This window comes from Corynebacterium sp. HMSC11E11 (assembly GCF_001807025.1).
GTDB classification, from domain to species: domain Bacteria; phylum Actinomycetota; class Actinomycetes; order Mycobacteriales; family Mycobacteriaceae; genus Corynebacterium; species Corynebacterium freneyi.
Window position 1 is genome coordinate 52,484 of sequence record NZ_KV787170.1, and the last position, 23,979, is coordinate 76,462.

General features: G+C 68.5%; 25 protein-coding genes and 1 pseudogene. 7 read left to right on the top strand and 19 right to left on the bottom strand.

Annotated elements, in window-relative coordinates:
• The 3 genes and pseudogenes from HMPREF3121_RS12965 to HMPREF3121_RS11220 form a co-directional block, all read left to right on the top strand.
• Positions 1–632 (top strand): annotated as a pseudogene (locus HMPREF3121_RS12965) (pyridine nucleotide-disulfide oxidoreductase); the annotation flags it as partial.
• 56 nt (positions 633–688) lie between these two features.
• On the top strand, positions 689–1,192 hold the full coding sequence (locus HMPREF3121_RS11215; RefSeq protein ID WP_035122316.1) for a phosphoribosyltransferase: 504 nt from the start codon (positions 689–691) through the stop codon (positions 1,190–1,192).
• A gap of 241 nt (positions 1,193–1,433) precedes the next feature.
• Entirely contained in the window at positions 1,434–2,558 is a 1,125-nt protein-coding gene (locus HMPREF3121_RS11220) for a class II histone deacetylase (RefSeq protein ID WP_070523517.1), read from the top strand.
• Here HMPREF3121_RS11220 and HMPREF3121_RS11225 read toward each other — a convergent pair.
• The 9 genes from HMPREF3121_RS11225 to HMPREF3121_RS11260 all read right to left on the bottom strand — a co-directional run bounded on the left by HMPREF3121_RS11225 (position 2,555) and on the right by HMPREF3121_RS11260 (position 11,506).
• Positions 2,555–3,469, bottom strand: a complete 915-nt coding sequence (locus HMPREF3121_RS11225; protein ID WP_070523520.1) for a helix-turn-helix transcriptional regulator — start codon at positions 3,467–3,469, stop codon at positions 2,555–2,557. The two genes, HMPREF3121_RS11220 and HMPREF3121_RS11225, sit on opposite strands and share 4 nt — an antisense overlap.
• A 14-nt stretch (positions 3,470–3,483) precedes the next feature.
• Positions 3,484–4,695: a formate-dependent phosphoribosylglycinamide formyltransferase gene (gene purT / locus HMPREF3121_RS11230; protein WP_035122320.1), complete on the bottom strand. Its 1,212-nt coding sequence runs from the start codon at positions 4,693–4,695 to the stop codon at positions 3,484–3,486.
• Between the two features lie 50 nt (positions 4,696–4,745).
• The gene (locus HMPREF3121_RS11235; RefSeq protein ID WP_070523522.1) at positions 4,746–5,738 is read right to left on the bottom strand and encodes a nucleoside hydrolase; all 993 of its coding nucleotides are present in this window, start codon (positions 5,736–5,738) and stop codon (positions 4,746–4,748) included.
• A gap of 124 nt (positions 5,739–5,862) precedes the next feature.
• Positions 5,863–6,708 carry a metal ABC transporter permease gene (locus tag HMPREF3121_RS11240; RefSeq protein ID WP_083291699.1) on the bottom strand — a complete coding sequence of 282 codons (846 nt, stop codon included), beginning with the start codon at positions 6,706–6,708 and terminating at the stop codon, positions 5,863–5,865.
• Entirely contained in the window at positions 6,701–7,414 is a 714-nt protein-coding gene (locus HMPREF3121_RS11245; RefSeq protein WP_070523525.1) for a metal ABC transporter ATP-binding protein, read from the bottom strand. Before HMPREF3121_RS11245 ends, HMPREF3121_RS11240 begins: the two co-directional genes overlap by 8 nt.
• A 51-nt stretch (positions 7,415–7,465) precedes the next feature.
• Positions 7,466–8,884: a metal ABC transporter substrate-binding protein gene (locus HMPREF3121_RS11250; protein WP_083291700.1), complete on the bottom strand. Its 1,419-nt coding sequence runs from the start codon at positions 8,882–8,884 to the stop codon at positions 7,466–7,468.
• A 51-nt stretch (positions 8,885–8,935) separates the two neighbouring features.
• Positions 8,936–9,667 (bottom strand): ZinT/AdcA family metal-binding protein, encoded by a 732-nt coding sequence (locus HMPREF3121_RS11255; RefSeq protein ID WP_070523528.1) that lies wholly within the window; start codon positions 9,665–9,667, stop codon positions 8,936–8,938.
• 298 nt (positions 9,668–9,965) lie between these two features.
• Positions 9,966–10,109: a hypothetical protein gene (locus tag HMPREF3121_RS12650; protein ID WP_168161404.1), complete on the bottom strand. Its 144-nt coding sequence runs from the start codon at positions 10,107–10,109 to the stop codon at positions 9,966–9,968.
• 107 nt (positions 10,110–10,216) lie between these two features.
• Positions 10,217–11,506 carry an adenylosuccinate synthase gene (locus HMPREF3121_RS11260; protein WP_070523531.1) on the bottom strand — a complete coding sequence of 430 codons (1,290 nt, stop codon included), beginning with the start codon at positions 11,504–11,506 and terminating at the stop codon, positions 10,217–10,219.
• A 51-nt stretch (positions 11,507–11,557) separates the two neighbouring features.
• On the opposite strand from HMPREF3121_RS11260, the gene HMPREF3121_RS11265 reads away from it, so the two are divergent.
• Positions 11,558–12,382, top strand: a complete 825-nt coding sequence (locus tag HMPREF3121_RS11265) for a hypothetical protein (RefSeq protein WP_070523534.1) — start codon at positions 11,558–11,560, stop codon at positions 12,380–12,382.
• Between the two features lie 315 nt (positions 12,383–12,697).
• Here the strand turns inward: HMPREF3121_RS11265 and HMPREF3121_RS11270 are convergent, their stop codons facing one another.
• The 3 genes from HMPREF3121_RS11270 to HMPREF3121_RS12985 form a co-directional block, all read right to left on the bottom strand.
• Positions 12,698–14,053 carry an FUSC family protein gene (locus tag HMPREF3121_RS11270; protein ID WP_224370680.1) on the bottom strand — a complete coding sequence of 452 codons (1,356 nt, stop codon included), beginning with the start codon at positions 14,051–14,053 and terminating at the stop codon, positions 12,698–12,700.
• Positions 14,050–14,460 (bottom strand): DUF3151 domain-containing protein, encoded by a 411-nt coding sequence (locus HMPREF3121_RS11275; protein WP_070523600.1) that lies wholly within the window; start codon positions 14,458–14,460, stop codon positions 14,050–14,052. Before HMPREF3121_RS11275 ends, HMPREF3121_RS11270 begins: the two co-directional genes overlap by 4 nt.
• Before the next feature lie 91 nt (positions 14,461–14,551).
• Positions 14,552–14,686 carry a hypothetical protein gene (locus HMPREF3121_RS12985; protein WP_256388244.1) on the bottom strand — a complete coding sequence of 45 codons (135 nt, stop codon included), beginning with the start codon at positions 14,684–14,686 and terminating at the stop codon, positions 14,552–14,554.
• Between HMPREF3121_RS12985 and HMPREF3121_RS11280 the strand changes: the two genes are divergently transcribed.
• Complete coding sequence (locus HMPREF3121_RS11280; protein ID WP_070523536.1) at positions 14,681–15,085, top strand: helix-turn-helix domain-containing protein; 405 nt, start codon at positions 14,681–14,683, stop codon at positions 15,083–15,085. The genes HMPREF3121_RS12985 and HMPREF3121_RS11280 overlap by 6 nt on opposite strands.
• 48 nt (positions 15,086–15,133) lie before the next feature.
• Complete coding sequence (locus tag HMPREF3121_RS12260; RefSeq protein WP_083291702.1) at positions 15,134–16,147, top strand: DUF3039 domain-containing protein; 1,014 nt, start codon at positions 15,134–15,136, stop codon at positions 16,145–16,147.
• Positions 16,148–16,156: 9 nt separating this feature from the next.
• Here HMPREF3121_RS12260 and HMPREF3121_RS11290 read toward each other — a convergent pair whose 3' ends face one another.
• The 7 genes from HMPREF3121_RS11290 to HMPREF3121_RS11320 form a co-directional block, all read right to left on the bottom strand.
• Positions 16,157–17,071, bottom strand: a complete 915-nt coding sequence (locus HMPREF3121_RS11290) for an ornithine cyclodeaminase family protein (protein WP_070523542.1) — start codon at positions 17,069–17,071, stop codon at positions 16,157–16,159.
• A complete protein-coding gene (locus HMPREF3121_RS11295; RefSeq protein WP_209654483.1) occupies positions 17,062–18,273 on the bottom strand; it encodes a glycoside hydrolase family 76 protein in 1,212 nt (403 codons plus the stop codon). Before HMPREF3121_RS11295 ends, HMPREF3121_RS11290 begins: the two co-directional genes overlap by 10 nt.
• 63 nt (positions 18,274–18,336) lie before the next feature.
• Positions 18,337–19,020 (bottom strand): TrmH family RNA methyltransferase, encoded by a 684-nt coding sequence (locus tag HMPREF3121_RS11300; RefSeq protein ID WP_070523548.1) that lies wholly within the window; start codon positions 19,018–19,020, stop codon positions 18,337–18,339.
• On the bottom strand, positions 19,017–19,817 hold the full coding sequence (locus HMPREF3121_RS11305) for a lysoplasmalogenase (RefSeq protein ID WP_070523550.1): 801 nt from the start codon (positions 19,815–19,817) through the stop codon (positions 19,017–19,019). Before HMPREF3121_RS11305 ends, HMPREF3121_RS11300 begins: the two co-directional genes overlap by 4 nt.
• Before the next feature lie 2 nt (positions 19,818–19,819).
• Entirely contained in the window at positions 19,820–20,374 is a 555-nt protein-coding gene (pyrE, locus tag HMPREF3121_RS11310; RefSeq protein ID WP_070523553.1) for an orotate phosphoribosyltransferase, read from the bottom strand.
• Positions 20,371–22,029, bottom strand: coding sequence for a type III secretion system chaperone family protein (locus HMPREF3121_RS11315; RefSeq protein WP_070523556.1), 1,659 nt, complete (start codon positions 22,027–22,029; stop codon positions 20,371–20,373). The genes pyrE and HMPREF3121_RS11315 overlap by 4 nt, the downstream gene beginning before the upstream one ends.
• 25 nt (positions 22,030–22,054) lie before the next feature.
• A complete protein-coding gene (locus HMPREF3121_RS11320; protein ID WP_070523559.1) occupies positions 22,055–22,882 on the bottom strand; it encodes a sulfurtransferase in 828 nt (275 codons plus the stop codon).
• Between the two features lie 69 nt (positions 22,883–22,951).
• Here HMPREF3121_RS11320 and HMPREF3121_RS11325 point away from each other — a divergent pair, with 69 nt between their 5' ends.
• Positions 22,952–23,761, top strand: a complete 810-nt coding sequence (locus tag HMPREF3121_RS11325; protein WP_070523562.1) for an SDR family oxidoreductase — start codon at positions 22,952–22,954, stop codon at positions 23,759–23,761.
• Positions 23,762–23,979 lie beyond the last annotated feature (218 nt).

Genomic DNA, 23,979 nt, shown 5'->3' on the forward strand with positions numbered 1-23,979 from the left:
TCATCGAGAACTACGCCATCCGCGAGCCGAAGGGCGCGCCCCACAAGCTCCACATCCACTTCTTCGAATCCCCCGTCGAGCTGCTCGGCGAGGACGGCAAGGTCACCGCCATCCGCACCGAGCGCACCGAACTCGACGGCGAGGGCGGCGTCCGCGGCACCGGAAAGTTCACCGACTGGCCGGTCGGCGCCGTCTACCGCGCCGTCGGCTACCGTTCCGACGCCGTGCCGGGCGTGCCCTTCGACGACGACCGGGCCGTCATCCCCAACGACGGCGGCCGCGTCGACGGCCGCACCGGCCTGTACACCACCGGCTGGGTGCGCCGCGGCCCCGTCGGCCTGATCGGCAACACCAAGGGCGACGCCAACGAAGTCGTCGCCAATCTCCTGGCCGACTGGGAAAACGGGGTGCTGTCGCCGGCCGACGAGCCGTCGGAAAGCGCCGTCGACGACTTCCTGGACGCCCGCGGCATCGAATACGTCACGTGGGACGGCTGGTACGCCCTGGACGCCGCCGAACGCGCAGCCGGCGCCGCCGAGGGACGCGAGCGCAAGAAGATCGTCGAGTGGGCCGACATGGTCCGCCACGCGCGCGGCCACGCCGGCGTCCCGGTGGCCACCGTCACCGGATAGGGCACCCGCGGGGAGCTGGGCGGCGGCGAGGCACCCGGGGCCGCTAAAGTTGGTTCATGGCTTACCATGCGGATTCAACGGATCTTCAGCAGAAGGAAATCCTCACCTGGGAGGGGTTCGGCGACGCCTCGCGCGAACTGGCGCAGACCATCGCCGATGACGGCTACGAGCCGGAGGTCATCATCGCCATCGCCCGCGGCGGCCTGGTCGCGGCGGGCGCCCTGAGTTACGCGCTGGGGGTGAAGCTGTCCGACGCGATCAACGTGGAGTTCTACACCGACGTCCACGAGACCCTGCCGGATCCGATCCTCCTGGAGCCGCTCCTCGACGTCGAGTCGATCGCCAACCGCCGTCTTCTCGTCGTCGACGACGTCGCCGATTCGGGCCGCACCCTGAAGCTGGTGCTCGACATCCTGTCCGAGCCGGGCGCAGAGGTCCGTTCCGCCGTGCTCTACGAGAAGTCCGCCTCCGTGGTGAAGCCCGACTACGCCTGGCGCCGCACCGACGAGTGGATCGTCTTCCCGTGGTCGGCCGAGCCCCCGGTGACGCCGAACGCGTAGGTTTTTCGCCCGGCCTCGTGCCGGGCCCCTTTTTTACCCCGCCCCCCCTTTTTTTGCTTGACGACGGCCCGCCGTCCACGCGGACCGTCGCAAAGCGGGGGCACCCCTCCGCTAATCCACCGACACCGACACCGCCGCAGGGCGGGAAGACTGGGATTCAGTGTTTTTGCGGTATCCGCCAACGGGCCGCCACTCCTACGGTTGTTTTTGCCATCGGAAGCAACATCGAAGGAGCATCACCATGGCACGAAACGTCGGATACCTCTGGGACGCCCTCTACGGATGGGTCGACACCGGCAGCGGAGGTTTCACGCCCGCGGACCCCGCCGTCGGACTCCAGCCCATCGGCCACCACGTGGCCCACCCGGACACCAAACGCCGCTTCCACGAAGCCGTCCAGGTCTCGCCCCTGCGCACCCACCTCCCCACCCTCGAGGCCCGCCCCGCGGAAGAAGCCGACCTGCTCCGCGTGCACGACGCGAAGCACGTCGAATCCATCAAAACCCAGTCGGACAACCCCAAGGGCGGGGATGCCGGCGACGGCGCCACCCCCTTCGGCAAGGGCGGATACGACATCGGGCTCCTCGCCGCCGGCGGCGCCATCGCCGCCACCGAAGCCGTCGTCGACGGCACCGTCGACACCGCCTACGCGCTCATCAACCCGCCCGGACACCACGCGGAACGCGCCCGCGGAATGGGCTTCTGCCTTTTCAACAACGCCTCCGTCGCCGCCGCGTACGCCAAGGAAAAGCTCGGGCTCAACCGGGTCGCGATCGTCGACTGGGACGTCCACCACGGAAACGGCACCCAGGACATCTGGTGGGAAGACCCCTCGGTCCTGACCATCTCCCTGCACCAGAACAAGTGCTACCCGCCCGAGTCCGGCTTCCGCGAAGACAACGGTGAAGGCGCCGGCGAGGGGGCCGCCCTCAACATTCCCCTGCCTCCGGGCAGCGGCAACGCCGTCTACGAACTCGCCATGGCCGACGTCGTGGTCCCCGCACTCCGGGCCTTCGAACCGGAGCTGATCATCGTCGCCAGCGGCTTCGATGCCTCCGTGATGGATCCGCTGGCACGGCAGATGGTGACGCAGAGCGGATTTAAGACGCTGACCGCCCAGATCATGGCCATCGCCGACGAGGTGTGCGGCGGCAAGGTCGTCTTCGTCCAGGAAGGCGGCTACAGCCCGTACTACCTGCCGATCTGCGGAATCGGCGTCCTGGAGACCCTCACCGGAAAGGACAGCGGCTTCGGGGACCCCTTCGGCGTGCTGTTCTCCACTCAGGGCGTCGACGATCTCTTCGACCACCAGCGCGAGGAAGTCGCGGAGGCGGCCAAGCTCGTCGCGAAGGTCCCGACTCCCTAACGCACCGTTCCCGGGCGGCCGCGAGCGATTTCGCGAAGCGGCGCCCACCCCGGGTGCGGCACATACAACCCCGCGCCCAACGCGATGACCACGGCCTCCAGGCGGCTTTCCGCCCGGAGGCGCCTTCGCATCGAGCTCACGTGAGACTGGATGGTGCGGACGCTCAGATGAAGTCGGCGCGCCGCTTCACCGTCCGACGCACCACAACACAACGTGCTCAGCACCGCCAATTCCTGCCGGGACAAACGCGCCACGGCATCTGCGGCCGCGGGGCGCGCCTCGACCCGCCCGGGTTGGGTAATTCCGACCTCCACCAGGACATCCCCCACCCACCACAGGTGCTCGACGAACGCCAACGGCGAGCGCTGAAACTCCCTGAGGTGCCGCACGAAGTCGTCGTCCGCGAGCAGCTCGTCCTCCAGGCCGGACTCGTCGGACACCGGCCACTGCCGTTCCCCGGGATCCGGCATCAGGGCGATCAACTGCCCCAACAAACCCGACACCGCCAACGCGGCCCGCCGGGGCGCCCCCTCGAAGGCGCGGGGCTCGCGGCTCGAAAAGTGCGCAAGGCCAATCGGCGCCGACGCAGAAAACAGCTCCAGCGTCATCCCCTCGGCGTAGCCCTCTTCGGAAAGATGATCCCGGAACAGCGGCGACGACGTGAACCCGCTGCGGATTCCCGACGTCGAAATCGTCGGCGGCAGTGGAGCGTCGTCACTCACATGCTGGGTGAATCCGCCCGACGTCTTCAGGGGGAACATGTGGGCCAGCGCCCACGCGGTGTTCGACGAGTACCCGACGCGGAAAAGCTCTCTCGGACGCCTCCCACGTTCGACGCGCAGCAACTGCGCCGCATCGAAGGGGATCAACGACTTGAGCAAGTCGAATGCCGATTGCAGCTCCCCGACCATGAGGCCCCGCCCCGCTAGTCCACCGACACCGACACCGCCGCGGCCGCGCGCGCCGCGTTCTCCCGGGCGGAATCGACGTCCTCGGCGGTGGACACGACCACGCCCATGCGGCGGCGGTCGTGCGCCTCGGGCTTGCCGAAGATCCGCACGTCGGTCTCGGGAACCGCCAGGGCGTCGGCAAGCCCCGAATACGTCGGGGCGGGACCGTCGCACTTGCCGTACACCACGGCCGACGCGCCCGGAGACGTCAACGTCACGTCGATGGGCAACCCCAGGATCGCCCGCGCGTGGAGGTCGAACTCGGAGCAACGCTGCGTGCCCATCGTCACCAGGCCCGTGTCGTGCGGGCGGGGGCTGACCTCGGAGAACCACACGTCATCGCCGCGGACGAACAACTCCACGCCGAAAATGCCGCGGCCGCCGAGCGCACCCGTGATGCGGGCCGCCACCGACCGGGCGTTGTCCAGCGCGACCTGCGACATCGGCATCGGCTGCCACGACTCGACGTAATCGCCGTCGACCTGACGGTGGCCGATCGGCTCGCAGAACCACGTCGCCGGCTCCCCCGTCGCCGGGTCGATCGACCGGACGGTGAGCAGCGTGATCTCGTAATCGAAGTCGACGAAACCCTCCACGATGACACGCCCCGACGACACGCGGCCGCCGCTCATCGCGTAATCCCACGCGGCGTCGACGTCGGCGGCGGTGCGGACCGTGGACTGGCCCTTGCCGGACGAACTCATCACCGGCTTGACCACGCACGGCAGCCCGATGTCCTCCACGGCGGCGACGAACTCCTCGCGCGTCGACGCGAACCGGTAGCGCGACGTCGGCAGCCCGACCTCCTCGGCGGCGAGCCGGCGGATGCCCTCGCGGTTCATGGTCAACTGCGCGGCACGGGCGGTGGGGATGACGGTGACGTCGCCGGCTTCCTCCAGCTCCACCAGCGCGTCGGTGGCCAGGGCCTCGATCTCGGGGACGATGAAATGCGGCCGCACCTGCGCCACCAGGGCCTTCACGGCGTCGGCGTCGGTCATGTCCAGCTCGTACCAGAAGTGCGCGACCTGCTGGGCGGGCGCATGGGCGTACCGGTCGGCGGCGTGCACCTCGACGCCGAGGCGCTGGAATGCGATGGCCACCTCCTTGCCCAGCTCGCCGGAACCCAGCAGCAGCACCCGCGTCGCGCCGTCGGTGTACGGGGTGCCGGTGGAAGTGGGGGTCAGCATGGGAACTCCTGTTTCGCGTGGGTCGATTGCCGCGTGGGGGTCGGTTCGCCTCAGTGGTTTCGGTCCTGGATCCATCCTAGGCGCAGCACCCGGTCGAATTCGGCGTGCACGTGGGCCGGATCGACGTGCTTTACGACGATCGTCTCCCGGCCTTCACCCCCGTCGCCGTCGGTGCGGGCGATGGCGCCGCGGTCGCCGGCGACGGCGCGGAGGGTCATGGTCTCGGTGGTCGTTTCCACGGTCCCGCAGGCGACCATCGCCGCGAAAAGGTCGTGGACCTGGGCGAGGTAGCCGATGCCCTGGCCGCGGTGGAAGCCGAAGTAGAAGCGCAGCGCCTGCGCCACGACGTCGCCGAGCTCACCCGGGATCGCCCAGCGCTCGATGTCCTCCGGCCGGACGATGATCGTCTCGGTGACGTCGAGGGGGCAGAGGGTGAGAGGCGCAGGGGTCAGAGGCGAGGGGCTTGGCGAATCGGAGGCACGATCCCGCTGCGGTGCGAACACCTCGGCCACCGCGTCCGGGTCGACCCAGAAATTCCATTCCGCGGTGGGGGTGGTGTTGCCGGGGTGGTCGACCGCCCCGCCCATGACGGTGACCCGACCGAACTTCGTCGTCAGCTCCGGAAACCGCGCGGCGGTGGTCAGCGGCCCGGTGACGAGCAGGTCGGCGGGACCGGCGTCGAGCGCGATCGTCCAGGCGCCCGGCGCGGCACCGGTGGCGTCGCACGCCTCCACCGCGGCACCGGCCGACGGCGGGCGGGCGAATCCGAGGCCGAACTCGCCGTGGGTTTCCGGGGTGGTGGTCAACGGCACCTTCAGCGGCGCACCGAACCCCGCGGCGACCGGCACGTCGGAACAGCCGCACAGATCGAGGATCCACCGCGAATTGCGGGACGCCTGGCACACGGTGGTGTTGCCGGCGGTGGTGGTCACGGCGGCGAGCTCGATCTCACCCGCCCGATGCAGTCCGGCGAGGTAGATCAGGGCGAGCATGTCGTCGATGCCGGTGTCGACGTCGGCGACGAGGCGGCGGATTTCGGTCATGCGCCAACCCTAGCCACCCGCGGCGAACCGGCGCCCGAACAGCGCCCGACCGGTGCCCCGACCGGCCCCGGGCCAGTGCACGACCGGCACCGGACCAACGCCCAGTCCTCTTGCCTCGCGAGAGCTACGTCGCAAGCGCCGGAACGGTGACGGCGGACCGTCGTGAAGCGGGACGGATCTTGCGGAACAACGCCGTCAACCCCATGCCCAACACAGCGGTGACCACGATCGCACCACCCGGGCGGACGTCGACGGAGTAGGAGATGACCAGGCCGGTCATGGTGTACACGACGCTCGCCGCAATCGACAGCCAGAACGCCTGGGCGTAGCTGCGCGCGACAATCAACGCCGTCGCCACCGGCAACACCATCAGCGACACCACCAGCAACGCACCGATGACCTTCACCGCCAACGCAACCGTGATCGCGGCCAGGGCGGTGAACACGGCGTTGACCACTCCGACGCGATTGCCGGCCAGACGCGCCAAAATTGGGTCGACGACCATGTCCAGCAAACTGCCGTAACACACCACGCTCGTGGCCACGACCAGCGCGAACACCACGGCGGTGAGCCAAACATCGGCCTCGGTGACCGCCGAAATCGAACCGAAGAGGTACGAGTCGAACGAGCGCCCCGACGGCGCCAAATCCGACAGGATCACCGCCACGCCGAGCCCCGCGCTCAGCGTCACGGCCGTGGCCATGTCGCCGTAGTGCGGAAAACGCTTGCGGATGCCCTCGATGACGAACGCACCGAGCACCGCCACCGCGATCGCGCCGATGACGGGATTGAAGCCGGCGATGAGGCCCAGCGCGACACCCGCCAACGACGTGTGCGACAACGCGTCGCCCATCATCGACGTCCGCCGGTTGACCATCACGATGCCGATCAGCGGAATGGCGATGGCCAATATCAGGCCGACGACGAGGGTGCGGCGCACGAAAGCGAATTCGACGATCAAATCAAACATGGCGCAGCAGCCCTTCCTCCATCACGTACACCGAGTCCACGTTCATGTGCCCGGTCACGGTCTCCAGTTCGTGACTGACCATGACGATGGTCAGCCCGTTCTCGTCCCGCAGGCTCTGCAGCTGCCGGAGGAATCCGGCCAGGCTTTGCTTGTCGACGCCCACCGTGGGCTCATCCAGGACGAGGAGCCCCGGATCGTCGACGAGAGCACGGGCGATGAGGACGCGCTGCTGCAACCCGCCGGACAGCTCGCCGAAGGGCACGCGCGCATACTCGCCCAGGCCCATGTGGTCGAGCAGTTCGTCGGCGCGTTCGTAGTGGCGGCGGCGCGGAATCTTGACGAAACCGAAGTCGCGGGCCAGTCCCTGGACAACGAGCTCCCGGGAGGTGATCGGGAACGAAATCTTGTTGACGACGTTCGTCTGGGGGACGTAGCCGATGCCGCTCAGGCTGCGCCGGTTCGGCGCCCCGGTGCCGGCGAACGTCTCCTCCCCGAACAGCCGGACGTCGCCCGCCGTCGGACGGTTCTGGCCGATCAGGATCTTCAGCAGCGTCGACTTGCCGCAGCCGTTTTCGCCGGTGAAGGCGGCCACCTCGCCCGGCGCGACCGTCAAATCGACGCCGCGCAGGACGGGGAACGCACCGTAGGCGAACTCGACGCCGCGGGCCTCGATGACCGGACCCGCCGACGTTTCGCTAATGCTCATGACAACTTTCCCACACGCTATTTCGGTGATTCATGCACTTTCGGTGGCACGCTATTTCAGTGACTCGTACAGGTTTTCCAGGTTCATCCGCATGAAGTCCACGTAGCCGAGGCCGTCCACGTCGGATTGGCCGACTTCCGACGGATCCACGTACTCCATCGACGCCAACGGCAGGGTGCGGCCGCCGACCTCGTCGGCGATGGTCTTCGCCGACTTCTCCTCCTGGCCGTACTCGTAATAAATGATCTCGATGTCCATCGCGCGGACGGTGCGGATGGTGGTGATCAACGAACGCAGCGACGGCGCATCCGTCGAGGTCAGACCCTGCACCGGGTGCTGCGTCAGCTCGAAGTCGCGCGCCAGGTAGCCGAAGGCGTTGTGGCCGACGACGAAGTCGCGGCGGGAGACGGTCTTGAACCGCTCCCTGTACTCGGCCTCCAACGTGGTGATCGAGCTGACGAACGTGCCCTTCTGACGGCGAATCTCGTACTCGTCGTCGGGACGCAGCTCCACGAGCCGCTCGGCGATGGCGTTGGCGTAGCGTTTCGCATTGATCGGCGACATCCACGAATGCGGATCGAAGGAAATTTCGTCGGTGGCGGAGGATCCGCCCTCGATGACCGGCTGCATGACCAAAGGCTCGCGGTCCTTGTAAAGGTCATAGGACAAAATGTCCTCGCTGACGCGATCGGCCACGAACACCCACTCCCCGTCGTCGGGCACCGTGAACGTCACTTCACCCGACTCGTGCCCCATGCCGATGGAGTAGGCCCGATCCGGCTCGACGTCGATGTTGCGCCGCTGCGACACCGCGTCACCGGTTTCGCCGAGCGCCGCGCGACCCCGTTCCACGAGCTCCTTCTGCGAGGCATCCCCGTCCCTCGGGAAGAACGCCACCCGCATGGAGTCCTCGTGAGTGTGACCGAAGACGATCGAGTACGTCTCCCCCGCCTGCAAGGGGGTCGACGCCATGTACTGGAACTCGCCGAGCGCCGCCGCCCCTTTGTAGGTGATGAGCTCCACGTAATCGGAGAGGTTCAGCACCGGCACATGCGGCACGGCCTCTCTGACCTGCGGCAACCACGGCTCGAGGTTCGCGCCGTTGACCACCAGCAGGTCCGCCCGGGAGAGTTTCTGAATGTCCCGCGGCGTCGGCTCCCACAGATGCGGTTGCCCGCCGACCGTCATGAAACTGCGGACCTCCGCAATGTCCCCGGCGACGTTCGCCACGATGTCGGCGACCGGGAAGAAGGAGCCGTAGATCAGCGGACGCTCGTCGGCGGACTCGTCGGAAAGCGCGGATTCACCGACGCCGGCGGCATCACCGCCCGCATTCTGCGCCGGAGGGGCGGCGCACGCGGCCAGAAGAATGGCCGCGACGACCCCCGCCACCACGACGAAAAGGCGCCGGGCGGCGGGAACGAGTGCGCCGGAGATTCCGGCGAAGAGCGGTCGAATGGTGCTCGGCATCGTTGAAACCACGTCTCGGGGAGCTGGGGGATCTAGTGGATCTGGGGGGATCTAGTGGTCGTGGTGGACCACGGACTCGACGATCTGGTCCTCGGTTGCGGTCTCCGGATCCACGAACGTCGGGTACCAATCGTCGGACTGGCCCTGCATGGCCGGGTCGAGGATCTCCTCGATGCTGCTGCCGTAGCGCATGTGGAAGTGCGCCAGGGCCTCCTCGCCGTGCAGCGGCATCAGGGCGATGTACTCGTGGTCGGCGTCACCCTCGGCCTTGAAGATGAACCAGGTGAACTCGTGCTGGTCGGTCTTGACGTCGAGGGCCTTGTCGAAGGTGTACTTCACGGCCTCCTCGCCCGGATTGTCCAGGTCCATCGCGGACTTCACGAAAGTGATCTCGTCCTCGTCGACGACCAGCGCCTCGAAGTCGGCGCCGCGGCTCTCCTCCAGTTCGGCGAGCATCTCGTCGGTGGTCTCGCCGTGCTCCTCGGCCGCCTCGTCCATGGCCTCCCGGACGAAGTCCTCTCCGAAGTAGGAGTTGAAGCCGCGGAAGGAACCGTTCCAGTCGGACAGTGAAGCCTTCTTGGTGCTCTCGGTCACGCCCTCGCCGTACTCCGAGGCGGTGGCGGCCTCCGAGGCGGTTTCCGATGCCATTGCGCTTGCCGACGACGCGGCCTCCGAGGCGGTCGACGCGGCATCGGGGGTGTCGTCGCCGGAACAAGCGGCCAGCGTCAGCGACGTGGTGACGACCAGGCCCGCGATGACGGACGAGAACTTCTTGGCGTGCATGTGCGTACTCCTTGTTGAAAATCGAAGCAGAGATCGAACAAAGGCACCGCTAACTCACTGCATAACGTTTGCCTAGCCTTGCCTGACAACGGGGGTGGCGTGAGGCCCGGCCAGCCACCCGAGTTCGTCCGGCAACCCGGCCCCCTGAACCGCTCCGTCAAACCACCCGAAAACTCGAAAGCCGAGCCCGGCGCACCCTCGACGGGGCACGCGAGACTCGGCCATGGCCGGTTTTCGGGGTTGGACGCCGGCACCTCAGCGCCGTGGCGGAACCGGAAAAAGGATGGTCGTCCGGGAGTTACCCCTCGTACTTCTCCGGCAGCTCGCCGCGATATGCGTAATCCGAACCATCCCAGTAGAACGGCACCGGAACGTTGTACTGATCCGCGAACGCCAGAGGATCACCGGATTCCAGGAATGCCTTCGTGTCGTGGACGCCCACCTCGACTTCGTCGGCGCGGAAGAACCCCGATCGGACTCCCCGCCATCGACGGTCGGCCTGGGCGCACCTTCACGCTCTCAACATACCGGGGCGCTGCGACCAGCTGACTAGCTGTCCATCACGTCGTTGATCACGATGGTCTGATCACGGCCCGGGCCGACGCCGACGTACGAGATGCGGGCACCCGAAAGCTCCTCCAGGCGATTCAGGTAATCCTTCGCCTTCTCCGGCAGCTCGTCGAACGTGCGGCAACCGGTGATGTCCTCGTCCCACGCCGGCATCGTCTCGTAAATCGGAACGGCATGGTGGAACTCCGACTGCGTCAGCGGCATCTCGTCGTGGCGCACCCCGTCGACGTCGTAAGCCACGCAGATCGGAATCTCGCCGATGCCGGTGAGCACGTCCAACTTGGTCACGAACAGATCCGTGAAACCGTTCACCCGCGCGGCATAACGGGCCAGCACCGAGTCGTACCAGCCGCAGCGGCGCTTGCGGCCCGTGTTGACTCCGACCTCGCCACCGGTGGTCTGCAGGAACTCGCCCCACTTGTCGAACAGCTCCGTCGGGAACGGGCCCGCACCCACCCGCGTGGTGTACGCCTTGATGATGCCCAACACGCTGGTGATCTTCGCCGGACCGATGCCCGAACCCACGCACGCGCCGCCGGCCGTCGGATTCGACGACGTCACGAACGGGTAGGTGCCGTGGTCGACGTCGAGCATGGTCGCCTGGCCGCCCTCCATGAGGACGTGCTTGCCCTCGTCGAGCGCCGTGTTCAGCTCGTACTCCGCGTCGATGATCATCGGGCGCAGCCGATCGGCGTAGCCCATGAAGTACTCGAAAACCTCGTCCGGGTCGATCGCGCGACGGTTGTACAGCTTGACCAGGATCTGATTCTTCTGCGCCAACGCCGACTCGATCTTCTGGCGCAGGATGGACTCGTCGAGAATGTCCTGCACGCGCAGGCCGACGCGACCGACCTTGTCGGAGTAGGTCGGGCCGATGCCGCGACCCGTCGTGCCGATCGCCCGCTTGCCCAGGAACCGCTCCGTGACGCGGTCCAGGGTCTGGTGGTACGGGGCGACCATGTGGGCGTTGCCGGAAATGCGCAGGCGGGAGGCGTTCGCACCACGGGCCTCGAGGCCGTCGATCTCATCGAACAGCGCCTCGAGATTGACCACGCAACCATTGCCGATGATCGGCAGCGCGTTCTCCGACAGCACCCCGGCGGGCAGCAGCTTCAGCTCGTACTTCTCGCCGCCGACGACGACCGTGTGGCCTGCGTTGTTGCCGCCGTTGGGCTTGACCACGTAATCCACGCGGCCGCCGAGGATGTCGGTCGCCTTGCCCTTGCCCTCGTCGCCCCACTGTGCGCCCACCACGATGATTGCGGCCATGCCATTCACTCCAACAAGTCGGTTGATAAAACCCCCGGCTAGTGTAGTCGCATGCGGATTCTGGTGTTGCGATGCGGTGTCGGCGACATGCCCCTCCTGCCCGGGCGGCGTGACTTGGCGTTCCTCGACGACGTCGCAAAGCAAGTCCTGCCGCACGACGACAATCCCACGCCCGACGAAATCGCCAAAGGCAAGGAAGTCCCCCACCTCGGTGCCCCGCGGCCCGCGCCGCAGCGTCCGAGCGAACCGGTGCGCGTCATCGTCGTCGGGCCCGACGCGTCGCTGGCGGCGGTGGTCACCCACCTGATGCGCCGCAACCTGCTGTGGTTCGAGGTCGCGCACGTGCCCACCGCGCCGTCGCCCGCCGCGACGAACTGGGGCGTCGAAGGTTCCGGCGCGCATGGCCTGTCCATGGCGGAGGCCGAGTCCCGTCCCGTGCGCCCCGTGCCGTTGATCCGCGACGACACCGGCCAGGCGATCGTCGGGTTCGCGCTGCTCACCGAGCCGGGCATCGAGGGCACGTCGTCGCGTGGCGGCCTGCACGGCGAGGTGTGGGTCGACAGCGTCGAGTTGTTCTCCGGCGTCGCGCACGGCGTTCAGGTTCGTCCCCTGCCGGACGCGCCGGGGCTGGTCGCGGCCGAGTTGCCGCCGCCTCCGCAGCGTCGTCGCGGGTTGTTTCGCACGATGCTTTCCGACGACGACGGCCTCACCGACATGGCCGGAAACCCCCGCGCGCTCCATGAACCGGTGACGGGCCGGGCAGTGCAGGCGGGAGGCCCAGGGTTCCGGTACGTCCGTGACGGCGTCGAGGCCAAGAAGCCGCGGGAGAAGACCACCATCTACCGACATCTGCTCGATTTGCAGCTGGTCCGGTAGGCGGCCGGGGCAGCCACCCCACAACCGTGCGCCGCAGCACCCTTACCCTCACCCTCCGCCGCAGCGTCCCCCGCCCCGCCACCGATGCGCCCGCCGGCGAATACGACAAATGCAGCCTCACACCAGGTGAACGACGGTAAATGCCCAGGACGCAAAAACACGAGGCTGCATTTGTCGAGCAACGCCCCCGCGGGGCCCGGATTCGCCGGGGCGGCCGCACCTATCGGGGCGAGATCGGCCCGCCGGCGGGGGCGCGGGGCGCGGATTCGCTGGGGCGGCCGCACCTATCGGGGCGAGATCGGCCCGCCGGCGGGGTCAGTCCCCGTCCTCGTCGAGATCCCACACCTCCGGCGGCATCGCCGGCCGCGGCACCGTCGGAGGCAACGCGGCCACCGCCGACAAACGCGACAGACCGCACACCTGCAGCAAGTCGACCACGAGCGACCGGCACTGCGCGAAAATCACCACCTCCGACAACGACGCATCCTCCACGACCGACGGACGCATCCGGGCCGCGAGAATCCGCAGCTCCCGAATCGCCGCCTCGGGCGTCACCGGCTCCGCATCCTCCTCGCCCGACACCGCCGCGAACGTCGCCGTCTTCGAATCATCATGCGGCAGTTCCCCCCACTCGGGGATCTCGGCGAGAGACGGGGCGTCGTCAAGCAACCTGCGAACCGTATGCGCCGACTGGCTGACCCCCATCACCAGCGCGATCAACTCGTCGGACGCGGTGACGTTGTCCTCCGTCGCCGTCATCGCCCGCCGCGCCAGAACGCGAATGTTGCGCAACGCATTGTCCACCGGATGCACCAGCCGCGCCAACGACCGGAACTGCCGGCGGTGACTCCACAGCAACGGCGACAACTGCACCTGCTCGACGCCATCGGCGACGGTCCGGTCCATCAACGTCACATCCGCCTGCGACGCCCGCGCCACCTGCAAACCCGCCCGGATGCGATCGGCATCACGATCCTCCAGCCCACGGGCGACGTCGTAGAGGACGTCGGCGCCCAAATCCAGCACCGTCGCCACCGTCCGGCGGGCCTCCGACACCGGATTACGCGGAATCAACGCCATGACCACCACACCGATGAGACCGCCCACCAGGGCGTCGATCATCCGGTCGTAGGCCAGCGTCGACCCCGGCGGCATGATCGTCGCGATGAGCACCGCCGACGACGCCGCCTGATTGACCACCAACGGCCCGCGGCCGACGAACACGCCGATGATCATCGCCACCAGCACGCCGACCGTCAGCTGCCACACCCCCGGGCCCAACACCGAGAAAATGACGTCGCCCACGCCGACGCCCAACGCCGCGCCGAGCACCAGCTCCAGCGAAAACTTCAGGCGCGGCCCCTCGACCATGACGTTGAGGCCGATGAACGCCGCCATCGGCGCGAAGAACGGATTCTCGTGGCCGAGGACGTCCAGCGCGAACCAGTACGCCAGGCCCGCGGCCAGCGCCGCCTGGATGACCAGCAGCCACCGCGTGCGCAACCGCTCAACGCCATGGAGGAACCGGGTGCGCGGGCGCATGCGGCGGCGCAGCGCCATCGCGGCGCGGGACGCCGGGTGCCGCAACGCCTCCAGGTACTCGGTGGCGTCGAGGCCGACGTCGCGCGGGGTGCGGCGGTCGTACCCGCCGTGGTCGTCGCCGGTGATCACAGGTTCGTGGCGGCCACCGCGGACTGGTCGCAATCCTGCAGCAGGGCGAGGCAGCGGTCGTATTCGTCGTCCTCGCCGATGGCGCGGGCGGCCTTCGCCAGCGCCGAAATCGCCCGCAGGACGCCGCGGTTGGGTTCGTGCGACCACGGCACGGGGCCGAAGCCCTTCCAGCCGTTGCCGCGCAGCAGGTCGAGGCCGCGGTGGTAGCCGGTGCGGGCGAAGGCGTAGGCGGTGACGTCTTCGCCTCGGCCCAGCGCCGCTTCGGCGAGGTCGGCCCAGGCGGCGGAGTCGCGCGGGCAGATGCGGATGACTTCGTCGGCGGGCTTGCCGGCGGCGCGGGCGGCGTCGGCGTCGGCGAAGGCGGGCAGGTGCACCGGGGGCGGCGCCATCATGTCGTTGAGCTTCATGTCGACCACTATGCCAGCGCCGACGGGCCGACGAGGGCGGCGACGATCCGGCTGTGGACGATAGATGCGGCACAGCTGTAGACAACCCGCATCACCAGTTGATGTTTTTCTGCCGATCAGTAAAATCATCTACGTCATTCAAATCATCTGCACGCGGCTCACGGCCCACTTCCTCCACCATCTCCGCATCATTCACCTCATCATTTAAAGAAGGCTTCTCATGCACACCACCGAACTGCGCGCGACTGCGGTCGAGACCACCGAACTCTCCGAGCTGCGAGCGTTCGCGCAAGCACTGCCTCAATCCCAGCTTCGCGTCATTCTGGAAAGCCTGGCTGCGAGTGTCGAAGCTGGCGAAGACCTGGCCCTTCTCGAGCTGAGCTCGGAGTTCACCCCCAATGAGGCGGCGAAACGCCTGAATGTGAGCCGTTCGTTCTTGATCAAGCTCATGGACGCGGGTGAACTCCCCTTCCATCACGTTGGACGCGATCGCCGCATCCTGGCCCGCGACATCGTCGCTTTTCAGAAGCAGCGCGAAAGCGACACTCGCCACTTCGTCGAACAGCGCTCACGACATCGGGATGCTCGCGCAGCAGCCATCAACGAGATGATGGACCTGGTGTAAGGACCAACTCCCGAGGAGCGATCCGCAGCACCCGATACCATCATCTCCATGAGTGTCATGCGCCGCCCACGCCCTACCCTCCGCGTTATCCGAGAGGACCTCACGGAGGGCTGGGAAGACCCGGGGATCCGCAGCCTCGCACCCAACGAACTTAGCCCCCTCGCGGACTTGCCCCATCCATTGCTTCGCTCCATCTCCGACCACTGCGCAGATCTTGATGACGTCAGAGAAGCGGGCAAAGGCTGGATCCGGTCCACCCCTCCAGAGTTCCGTTTGCGCGAGATCCGCATGAGCCAGTACAGGGCTGGCATTTGGGTGGATGATGGTGGGACACCTTGGATTTGCACGACCGGGCTCGCCAAAGGCAACCACGAGGACTACGAAGACTTTTACCGTGTTCTCGAGCGCACCCTCAAAAACGATGGACCAAGAACGCTTCGACCAACCGACGAAGATCGCCTCTTGCTCAAACGGGAATGGGTTGCCGAGACACTGACCAAGCACGAACTTCGGCTTCAACGCGAGATCACCGCAGCTCTCCACGAGTTGACCGATGACAACGGCGGCGATCGTAGACTCCAGGTCCCCAACCCCCTGCACGAGATCAATCCCGAAAAGCAACCGAACGAAAAGCTATTCGAGATGCAGATTTCCATCGCCTTCGACGAGAAGTTGGGCAGCGTCGAAATCACCGCGAATTTCGTCGGGGACGTGCACTCTCAAGCGGGACGATCACTCAAAGCCCATGCCCTTTTGACCATTGAACGGCACGAAAACCCGAGGGTCACGGTGTACAAGGAGTTCCACGAGTTCATCATCGAGATCGAACCGTGGTTGCGGCATTTGGCGGACTTGGAAGGACTCAATGCGCGTTGCCAGGCGGTAGACACCCTTCCACCGCAGTCCTCACATTTCCTGCACAAGCCCGATATCGCGGACGGAACGGTCAACGGCGGCGCCCGACGCACCCTGTGCGGAATGTTCATCGTTCCGTTGAAGGATCCCGGAGACCTTCCCGTGTGCCCCAAGTGCGCGGAGTGGCACGCCTTGCTCCCTGAGTAGCCGGGGGCGTCAGGTGCGGGCGAGGATTTCCACGGCGACGGCGAGGTCTTCCCAGCTCATGCCGGCGGTCTTGAACACGATGGGCGCATCGGCGGCGGCGAGTTCCCGCGCCAGGCCTTGCTTGACGACGACGTCCCGGAACTCCGTCCAGTCGCCCCGTCGCAGATGGCCTTCTTCGACGGCGAGCAGCACGTCGCCGCATTCGGTTTCGGCGACGTGGCCGTCTTCGACGATGACGCGGGCGCGGCGCATCAATTCGCCGGGGAGCTCGCGCTTCTCGGGATGGTGGGCGCCCATGGCGACGACGACGGCATGGTCGGCGACGTCGGCGTCGTCAAGCACGGGCTCCGACGCCGAGGTGGCGCAGACGATGAAATCCGCGTCCGCCGGGAGTTCCGTGGCCACCGTGTGCGGCACGTCGCAGTCGATGTCGCGCGGGGTGCGGACGACGAAGGTGACGTCGACGCCCTCGCCATCCGGCCCCTCGCCGAACAGCTCCACCGCGCCGAGCGCATGGTGGACGGCCTGGGGGCCGGAGCCGACGATGGCCACCCGCAGCGGCCGGTCGGAGTCGTGCCGCGCCGCCACGATCTCCAGCACGCCGGCGAACGACACCGCCGGGGTGCGCACGTCCGTCAGGGCGGGCCCGTCGATCAGGGCGACGGGGGCCAACGACGGGCCGTCGAAAAGCAGGTACGCGCCTTGGATCCACGGGTCGCCGCCGACCGTGAGCAGCTTGACGCCGGCATGGTCCCGCGACGTCGACGGCATCCACAGCAACTGGCCGCCGGAGGGAACGTCGGCACCGCCGCGCGGAATGTCCGCCGCCGGGTCGAGCCCGTCGAGCAGAGCCTCGCGCAGCACGTAGGCCGCGCGGCCGACGGTCATGGCGGAACGCACCGCATCGGAATCGATTACTCGCATGAGGACCCCTTCCCCGGGTTCGACGAAAATCCGGAGCCTTCGGAATCGAGCTTCCGGCGGGCGTCATCGCCCACGCGGGCGGCGGCCTCCATGAGCATCCACCCCGACAACTGCACCGACAGGTCGCGCTCGCGGATGGCGCCCTCGCGCACCGCGCCGGCCACCGACGCCGCCACCAGGCCACCGGCCTGCGGGAACGTCGCGTCCTTCGTCCAATCCGCCGGGAACAACGGCAGACCATCGACTTCGAGACGGTGCTGCCACGCGCTGTTGGCCGTCGCCAGCACCAGACGGCGGGCGATGCGGGAGGCCGCGCGATCGGTGCGACCATCCGCCGGCAGCCGCACCGCCGCATCCGCCATGTAACGCATGAGAATGCCGTTGAACAGGCCGCCGTCGCCGCCACCGCCGCCCTTGATCACGCCCTCCGGCGTCGCCATGTCCTTGGCCACCGAATGGATGAGGGTGTGCAGGCGCGTCAGGTACCGCGTCGACGCATCCCGGTCGCCGCGTTCGCGCAGGGCCAGGGCGACCTCCAGGCACGCGCCGATCATGACGCCCTGGTTGTACGTGTACCGGCCGCGCTCGACCTCGACGCCGCCCATGGACAGACGCTCGCCGTCGAGGATCAGCCCCGAATCGTCGACGAGGTTGTCGAAGACCCAGTCCACCAGCGCACAGGCCTCGTCCAACCGGCCCGCACGCGCGAAGGCGATGGCCGCCGGGCCGTTCGACGGCACGTTGAAGAACACGTCGCCCTCCCGCCACGGCAGCACGCCCGTCGACGGGTCGATGCCCTCCACCAGGGCATGCAGCAGCCGCCGCGTGGTGCCGCGCGCACCCCGACCGAGCTGCCCGGCGCGCCCCAGGGCCAGCACCATCCACGCGCGGTCGTCGTAGTACTTGTTCGACGCCAGCGGCGACAGGTTGCGGAGGCGGATGCCGCGGATCGTCGCCTGCACCGCCTTCGACTTCTCCCGCGACGGCACGCGCAGGGCGGCGTCGATGAGGCAGTCGAGGTAATGCGCCTGCCACCAGTAATGCCAGGTGAAAAACGCCTTGTGCGCCACCGGGGCGGGCCACGACGGCACCGCCAGGTTCGTGCCCGGCAGCCCCCACAGACGGGCCGCATGCCGGTCCCGGATCGCCTGCTCCGCGACATCGGCGCGGTAGGCCCAGTTTTCGGCCTCCGCGGGGGACATTCTGGTCACCACGTGGCACTCCTCTCCGGTCAATTCACGCTCATACTACGTGTCCGCCCGGATTCACCACGCGTCTTCGAGGTGCGCATGCGTTCGAATCCACGCATGCATGACGATCCCCGCCGCGACCCCGGCGTTGATGGACCGCGTCGACCCGAACTGGGCGATGGACACGGTCATGTCGGCGGCCCGCCGCGCCGTGTCGGTCACGCCCGGCCCCTCCTGCCCGAACAGCAGCAGGCATTCGCGCGGCAGCTCGGCGGTCTCCAGCGGCACCGATCCGGGCACGTTGTCGACGGCGATGACGGCCAGGCCTTGGTCGCGGGCCCAGGCGACGACCTCGTCGACGGTGTCGTGGTGGTGCAGGTGCTGGTAGCGGTCGGTGACCATCGCGCCGCGCCGGTTCCAGCGTCGCCTGCCGACGATGTGCACGGCCGCCGCGGCGAAGGCGTTGGCGGTGCGTACGACGGTGCCGATGTTGGAGTCGTTTTCGAAGTTCTCGATGGCCACGTGCAGCGGATGGCGGCGCGCGTCGATGTCGGCGACGATCGCCTCCCTCGTCCAGTAGCGGTAGGCGTCGACGACGTTGCGGCGGTCGCCGTCGTCAAGAAGCTCCGGGTCGTATTTCGGGTCCTCCGGGCGCGGCTGGCCGGGGTGTTCCTCTTCCCATGGGCCGACGCCGACGCGCGGCCGACCCCACTCGGTGGGGCCGGGGGCGGCGTCGGCGGGCGGGTTGTCCGCGGTCACTTCCGACCGAGCTCGAGGATGCCGTCGACGAGCAGCAGCTGGGCGGCGGTGTAGGTGTCCATGACGCCGGCGTCCAGGAGCTTGCCGACGACGCCCTCCTCCCCCACCAGCGCGCGCAGCATGAGCAGCGCGTCGGAGACGAGGAAGAGATTGCCGCCGTGCCCGATGCCGAAGCGCGGGTCGGTCTTGGCCAGATCTCCACCGGGCTCGACGTCGGCGGACAGGCCGTCGACCAGGGTCGAGTCGTCGCCAAGCATGGAGGTGCCGGCGAGCAGGAAACCGTAGCCGGCGGCGGCCGGCAGCAGGTCGGGGCGGGTCACCGCCGCGCCCACCGTCGACGCGGCCCACAGCGGGTAGCGCGTCAGGGCGCGGAAACGGTTGGGGCGGGCGCCGGCGTCGTGGAGCAGCGCGATGTACGCCAGCTGGTTGCCCGTGAACGCTGCGGCGCCCTTGTTCAGGTCGTTCTTGCGCGGCATGAGCACGAGGTCGCCGACCCAGCCGGCGGTCAGGCCGATGAGCAGGCCGGCGGTCACGGCGGGCCGGGTTTCATGGCGGCGGCGCACGACGGAGGCGGCCAGCAGCGGCATGAGCAGCGTCTTCGACACCTTGCGGGACTTTTCCGCGCCCAGCGCCGAGGACACGACGTTGACGGCCGCGGCACCGACGTAGGCGGCGCGCTCGGGCTCGCGGGTCGCGCGGGACACGGCGGCGACCAGCGCGCCGGCGCCCTCGATGGTGCGGCGGACCGCGGCCTGTTTGAAGGTTTCGGTGCCGGTCTTTCCGGTCGTGGCGGCCATGTCTACTCCAATCCCAGGTCGGTGAGGCCGAGCAGGAAGCGGTATTCCAGCCCCTCGGCGCGGATGACGTCGGCGGCGCCGGTGTCGCGGTCGACGACGGTGGCCACGCCCGCGACGTCGGCGCCGGCGTCGCGCAGGGCGGCGACGGCGGTCAGCGGCGAGTTGCCGGTCGTGGTGGTGTCCTCGACGACGAGGACCTTCTTGCCCACGATGTCCGGGCCTTCGATGCGGCGCTGCATGCCGTGCTTCTTGGCTTCCTTGCGCACAACGAACGCGTCGATGGGGCGGCCGGCGGCGTGCATGACGGAGGTGGCCACCGGGTCGGCGCCGAGGGTCAGGCCGCCGACGGAGACGTAGTCCCAGTCGGCGGTGAGTTCGCGCAGCAACTCGCCGATGAGGCCGGAGGCCTTGTGATGCAGCGTCGCGCGGCGCAGGTCGACGTAGTAGTCGGCTTCCTTGCCCGACGACAGCGTCACGCGGCCGTGGACGACGGCCAGCTCCTTGACCAGTTCGGCGAGTTCCGCGAGTTTCGTTGCGTCTACCTGGGGGTTGTTCATGACCGGTCGTCCTTTTCTGCTTCTGTTTCTGCTTCGGCTGCCGCGTCCGCGTCTGGTGCGGTGGCCGCGTCGGTGGTCGTGTCGGTTGCCGTTTCGGTTTCGCCCGCCGCGTCGTCGGCCGCGTCGTCGGTCGCGTCGCCGAAGATCCCCGCGGGGCCGGAGTCCGGGCGGATGATGCGCCCGCCGGTGACGGTGGCCCGGCTGTGTTCCGGGTCCTCGCCCAGGGCGGGCAGGTCGGCGCCGGATTCCCCGAGGTCCCGGAAGTCACCGTCGCCCATTCGCTTGCCGACGGATCGCGTGGGCGTTTCCAGCGGGTGGTCCGAGGCGGTCGGAGGCGTCCAGGCGGGTGCTTCCTCGGCGGGTTCGGCGACCGCCGTGGCCGGGGTCGGGGTCGTCGCGGCCGAGGGGTCTGGCAGGGGGCGCAGGTGCCCCGGGGCCGCGGTGTCGGCGCCGGCTGCGCGGGCGACGTCGTCGGCCGTCGGGCGGGTGGGGTCCCGGTGGGCGGCATCGAGTTCGCCGATGGATCCCGGCGACGGGGGCAACCGGCGGGCGATGTCGCCGAATCCGGCCAACGGCTTCAGCGCCGCGTCCCATTCGCCGGGGCCGGAGCCGTCGGCGAACGCGGCGATGGCCCATTCGCCCTCCGCCCATACGGCGGTGATGGACTCCGGGATGTCGCGCAGCACGCGGTGCGCGCGGGAGTCGAAGATGCGGTGGATGACCTCGGGGTCGGTGGCGGAGACGGTCACGTCGTCCTCCACCCCGACTTCGGGCAGGTCGGTGCGGCCGTCGCGGGAGAATTCCATGATCTCGTCGGAGGGCACCGGGCGGCGCAGCGCCAGCAACGTCACCCCGCCGATGTCGCACAGGTGCATCTCGCGGCCGTGGGCGAAACCGCTGACCACGTCGCGGGCGTCGCCCTCGGGCACGCGGCTCCACCACGACGCGATTTCAGTGTCGATCTTGCTGAAGTCTGCATTGCGGTCCAGCGCCCACGCCTTGCGCGCCCGGCGCGCCGCCAGCCCGCCCAGCGGACCGAGGTGCCGGAGATCGGCCCGGGTGGGAAACCTCGGCACGAACGACGGGCGCAAACGACGGCGGGGTGCGGCGGCGGGCTCGTCGCCGAGATCCAGGGGCTCATCGTCGGGGTCGGTGGACTCGGCCACGTCAGACTCGGCCCCGGACGCCTCTTCGGGAGCGGTCTCCGGCTCCGCCTCTACCGCGGTCTCCGGCTCGATGTCCGTGTCACGCTCGAGCTCAGGCGCAGCCGCAGTCTCGGGCTCGGGCCCCGACTCAGCCTCGTCCTCGGTCTCTGTGTCAGCCTCGATCGCGGTCTCGGGGTCGGGTTCGATCTCCGCTTCGCGCTCGACTTCGGACTCAACTCCGGCCTCCGTCACGCTCGCGGTTTCGGGCTCGGCCTCGACTTCCGTTTCGACTTCCACCTCGGACCGGTTCGCGCCAGTCTCCCCCGTCTCCGGCGTCTCCTCCGCCTCCGGCGTCTCCTCCATCTCCCCCGACCCGGAGGCCGTCTCCGCAGACACGGGCGCAACGTCGTCACGCGACGACGCGCCGGACCTGCGGCGCGAATCCAGGACGAACAACGCCGCCCCCGCGCACAGCAGCGCAATCCCGAGGAGAATGAAGAGATAAGTCATCGTGGGAACAGTCTATGCCGCTCCCTCACAGGCGGACGATGGGCCGCGCCGGATCACCCGCCCACTTCGACCAACCGCCGACGAACAACGACGCACCCGGCAAACCCGCATGGTGCATCGCCTGAACGAACAACGACGCGTGCAGACCCGAACCGGAGTACACGGCGACTTGCTCACCCGACGTCACGCCGATCTCGCCGAGCAACGCGCGGATCTCCTCCGCAGGCAGGAACACGCCGTCCTTCTGCAGCGCACGGGCCGGAAGGTTCACCGCGCCCGGGATGTGGCCGGCCTGCAGATCCAGCCGCTCGGCGCGGCCCTGGAAACGCGCCGGCTCACGGGAATCGACGAGGATGCCCTTGTCCGGCCACGCGGCGACCTCGTCGACGTCGATGACCGGCAGGTTTCCCTCGGTGACGGTCATGTCGCCCGGCTGGGGCAGATTGCCCGGTCCGCCGGCGGTGGCGAAACCCTCGGCCTCCCACGCCCGCAGACCCCCGCCGAGCACCTTGACGTCCTTGATGCCGGCCCACGTCAGAATCCACCAACCGCGCGACGCCAGCAGACCATCGCCCTTGTCGTAGAGGACCACCTCGTGGTCGTCGGTCAGGCCCCACCGGTCGACGGCGTCCTGGACTCGCGCCAGCTCCGGCAGCGGGTTGCGGCCATTGGCCCGGTCCGGGATGCCGACCAGGTCATACGTCGGATCGCAGAACAGCGCCAGGGGAATGTGCGCCATGGTGTAGTGGTCGTAGGACGACCGGTCGCGCGACCATCGGACGTCGATGACCGCGGTGCGGCGGCCGGATTGGATGCGACCGTGGAGATCCCGTGCGGAGATGCAGGTGCTCATACCGGAGAGCCTAGAGGCGAACCGCCGAATCCGCCGCGCCGCAAACGCACGGGCCGCTAACCTGGCGTCATGAACCACACGAAGCGCACCGCATTCATCTCGGGCGCGGCCCAGGGCATCGGCCGGCGCACCGCGGAGATCCTCCTCGACCGCGGCTGGACCGTGGGCGTGTACGACATCTCCGACGACGTCGCCTGGGCCGAGGGGCGGCCGGGCGCGGTGACCGGGCACCTGGACGTCCGCGACGCCGACGAGTGGCGCGAGGCGCTGCGGTCCTTCGCGGAGGCCGCGGGCGGCGGCATCGACGTGCTCGTCAACAACGCCGGCATTCTCTACGGTGGCGCGTTCGAGGACGCGGACACCGACGTCGACGAGCGCATCATCGACGTCAACGTCAAGGGCGTGGCCTACGGCGCGAAGCTCGGCCTGCCGTACCTGAAGGAGTCCCGGGGCCAGCTAATCAACCTGGCGTCGGCCGCGGCGATCTACGGCACCCCGGACATGGCGACGTACTCGGCGTCGAAGTTCGCGGTGCGCGGCCTGACGGAGGCCCTGGATTACGAGTGGCGCCCCCACGGCATCCGCGTCGCCGCGCTGTGGCCGTTGTACGCGGACACCGGCATGTTGGACGGGGTGGCCACCACCGGCACGTCGCGCCTGGGCATCCGCCTCACCGCCGATGACGTGGCCAAGGCGGTCGTCGACTGCATCGACGCCGGGTACCGCGACGGCGAACGCCACACCCCCAAGCCCGCCAAGATCCACTACCCGGTCGGCCTGCAGGCGAAGGTGCTGTTCGCCGGATCGTTCATGTCGCCGCCGTTCCTCACCCGATTCGTCAACGGCAAGCTGACCACGAAGCGCAAGATCGGGTTTTAACTGCGGTCGGTCCCGGTCGAGGGGCCGCCCCGGCCGATTACGGTCGGCTGGGCCGTGCCGTGCGGCGCCGCTTTACGACGCCCATCGCCTACGACAAGGGGCCGACGATCTCGCGGACGTGCTCGATCGCCCCGGCGAGGAACCCCTTGGCGAAACCGGGGTCGGTGACAATGGAAATGATGATGTCAAGCATCCGGACGTCCTTTCATCGCGTGGTC

What these genes read in the sequence shown, in the direction of transcription:
- HMPREF3121_RS11215 (WP_035122316.1), top strand. Translation starts at nt 689, where the DNA reads ATGGCTTACCATGCGGATTCAACGGATCTTCAGCAGAAGGAAATCCTC.
- HMPREF3121_RS11220 (WP_070523517.1), top strand. Translation starts at nt 1,434, where the DNA reads ATGGCACGAAACGTCGGATACCTCTGGGACGCCCTCTACGGATGGGTC.
- HMPREF3121_RS11225 (WP_070523520.1), bottom strand. Translation starts at nt 3,469, where the DNA reads ATGGTCGGGGAGCTGCAATCGGCATTCGACTTGCTCAAGTCGTTGATC.
- purT (WP_035122320.1), bottom strand. Translation starts at nt 4,695, where the DNA reads ATGCTGACCCCCACTTCCACCGGCACCCCGTACACCGACGGCGCGACG.
- HMPREF3121_RS11235 (WP_070523522.1), bottom strand. Translation starts at nt 5,738, where the DNA reads ATGACCGAAATCCGCCGCCTCGTCGCCGACGTCGACACCGGCATCGAC.
- HMPREF3121_RS11240 (WP_083291699.1), bottom strand. Translation starts at nt 6,708, where the DNA reads ATGTTTGATTTGATCGTCGAATTCGCTTTCGTGCGCCGCACCCTCGTC.
- HMPREF3121_RS11245 (WP_070523525.1), bottom strand. Translation starts at nt 7,414, where the DNA reads ATGAGCATTAGCGAAACGTCGGCGGGTCCGGTCATCGAGGCCCGCGGC.
- HMPREF3121_RS11250 (WP_083291700.1), bottom strand. Translation starts at nt 8,884, where the DNA reads ATGCCGAGCACCATTCGACCGCTCTTCGCCGGAATCTCCGGCGCACTC.
- HMPREF3121_RS11255 (WP_070523528.1), bottom strand. Translation starts at nt 9,667, where the DNA reads ATGCACGCCAAGAAGTTCTCGTCCGTCATCGCGGGCCTGGTCGTCACC.
- HMPREF3121_RS11260 (WP_070523531.1), bottom strand. Translation starts at nt 11,506, where the DNA reads ATGGCCGCAATCATCGTGGTGGGCGCACAGTGGGGCGACGAGGGCAAG.
- HMPREF3121_RS11265 (WP_070523534.1), top strand. Translation starts at nt 11,558, where the DNA reads ATGCGGATTCTGGTGTTGCGATGCGGTGTCGGCGACATGCCCCTCCTG.
- HMPREF3121_RS11275 (WP_070523600.1), bottom strand. Translation starts at nt 14,460, where the DNA reads ATGAAGCTCAACGACATGATGGCGCCGCCCCCGGTGCACCTGCCCGCC.
- HMPREF3121_RS11280 (WP_070523536.1), top strand. Translation starts at nt 14,681, where the DNA reads ATGCACACCACCGAACTGCGCGCGACTGCGGTCGAGACCACCGAACTC.
- HMPREF3121_RS12260 (WP_083291702.1), top strand. Translation starts at nt 15,134, where the DNA reads ATGAGTGTCATGCGCCGCCCACGCCCTACCCTCCGCGTTATCCGAGAG.
- HMPREF3121_RS11290 (WP_070523542.1), bottom strand. Translation starts at nt 17,071, where the DNA reads ATGCGAGTAATCGATTCCGATGCGGTGCGTTCCGCCATGACCGTCGGC.
- HMPREF3121_RS11295 (WP_209654483.1), bottom strand. Translation starts at nt 18,273, where the DNA reads ATGTCCCCCGCGGAGGCCGAAAACTGGGCCTACCGCGCCGATGTCGCG.
- HMPREF3121_RS11305 (WP_070523550.1), bottom strand. Translation starts at nt 19,817, where the DNA reads ATGGCCGCCACGACCGGAAAGACCGGCACCGAAACCTTCAAACAGGCC.
- pyrE (WP_070523553.1), bottom strand. Translation starts at nt 20,374, where the DNA reads ATGAACAACCCCCAGGTAGACGCAACGAAACTCGCGGAACTCGCCGAA.
- HMPREF3121_RS11315 (WP_070523556.1), bottom strand. Translation starts at nt 22,029, where the DNA reads ATGACTTATCTCTTCATTCTCCTCGGGATTGCGCTGCTGTGCGCGGGG.
- HMPREF3121_RS11320 (WP_070523559.1), bottom strand. Translation starts at nt 22,882, where the DNA reads ATGAGCACCTGCATCTCCGCACGGGATCTCCACGGTCGCATCCAATCC.
- HMPREF3121_RS11325 (WP_070523562.1), top strand. Translation starts at nt 22,952, where the DNA reads ATGAACCACACGAAGCGCACCGCATTCATCTCGGGCGCGGCCCAGGGC.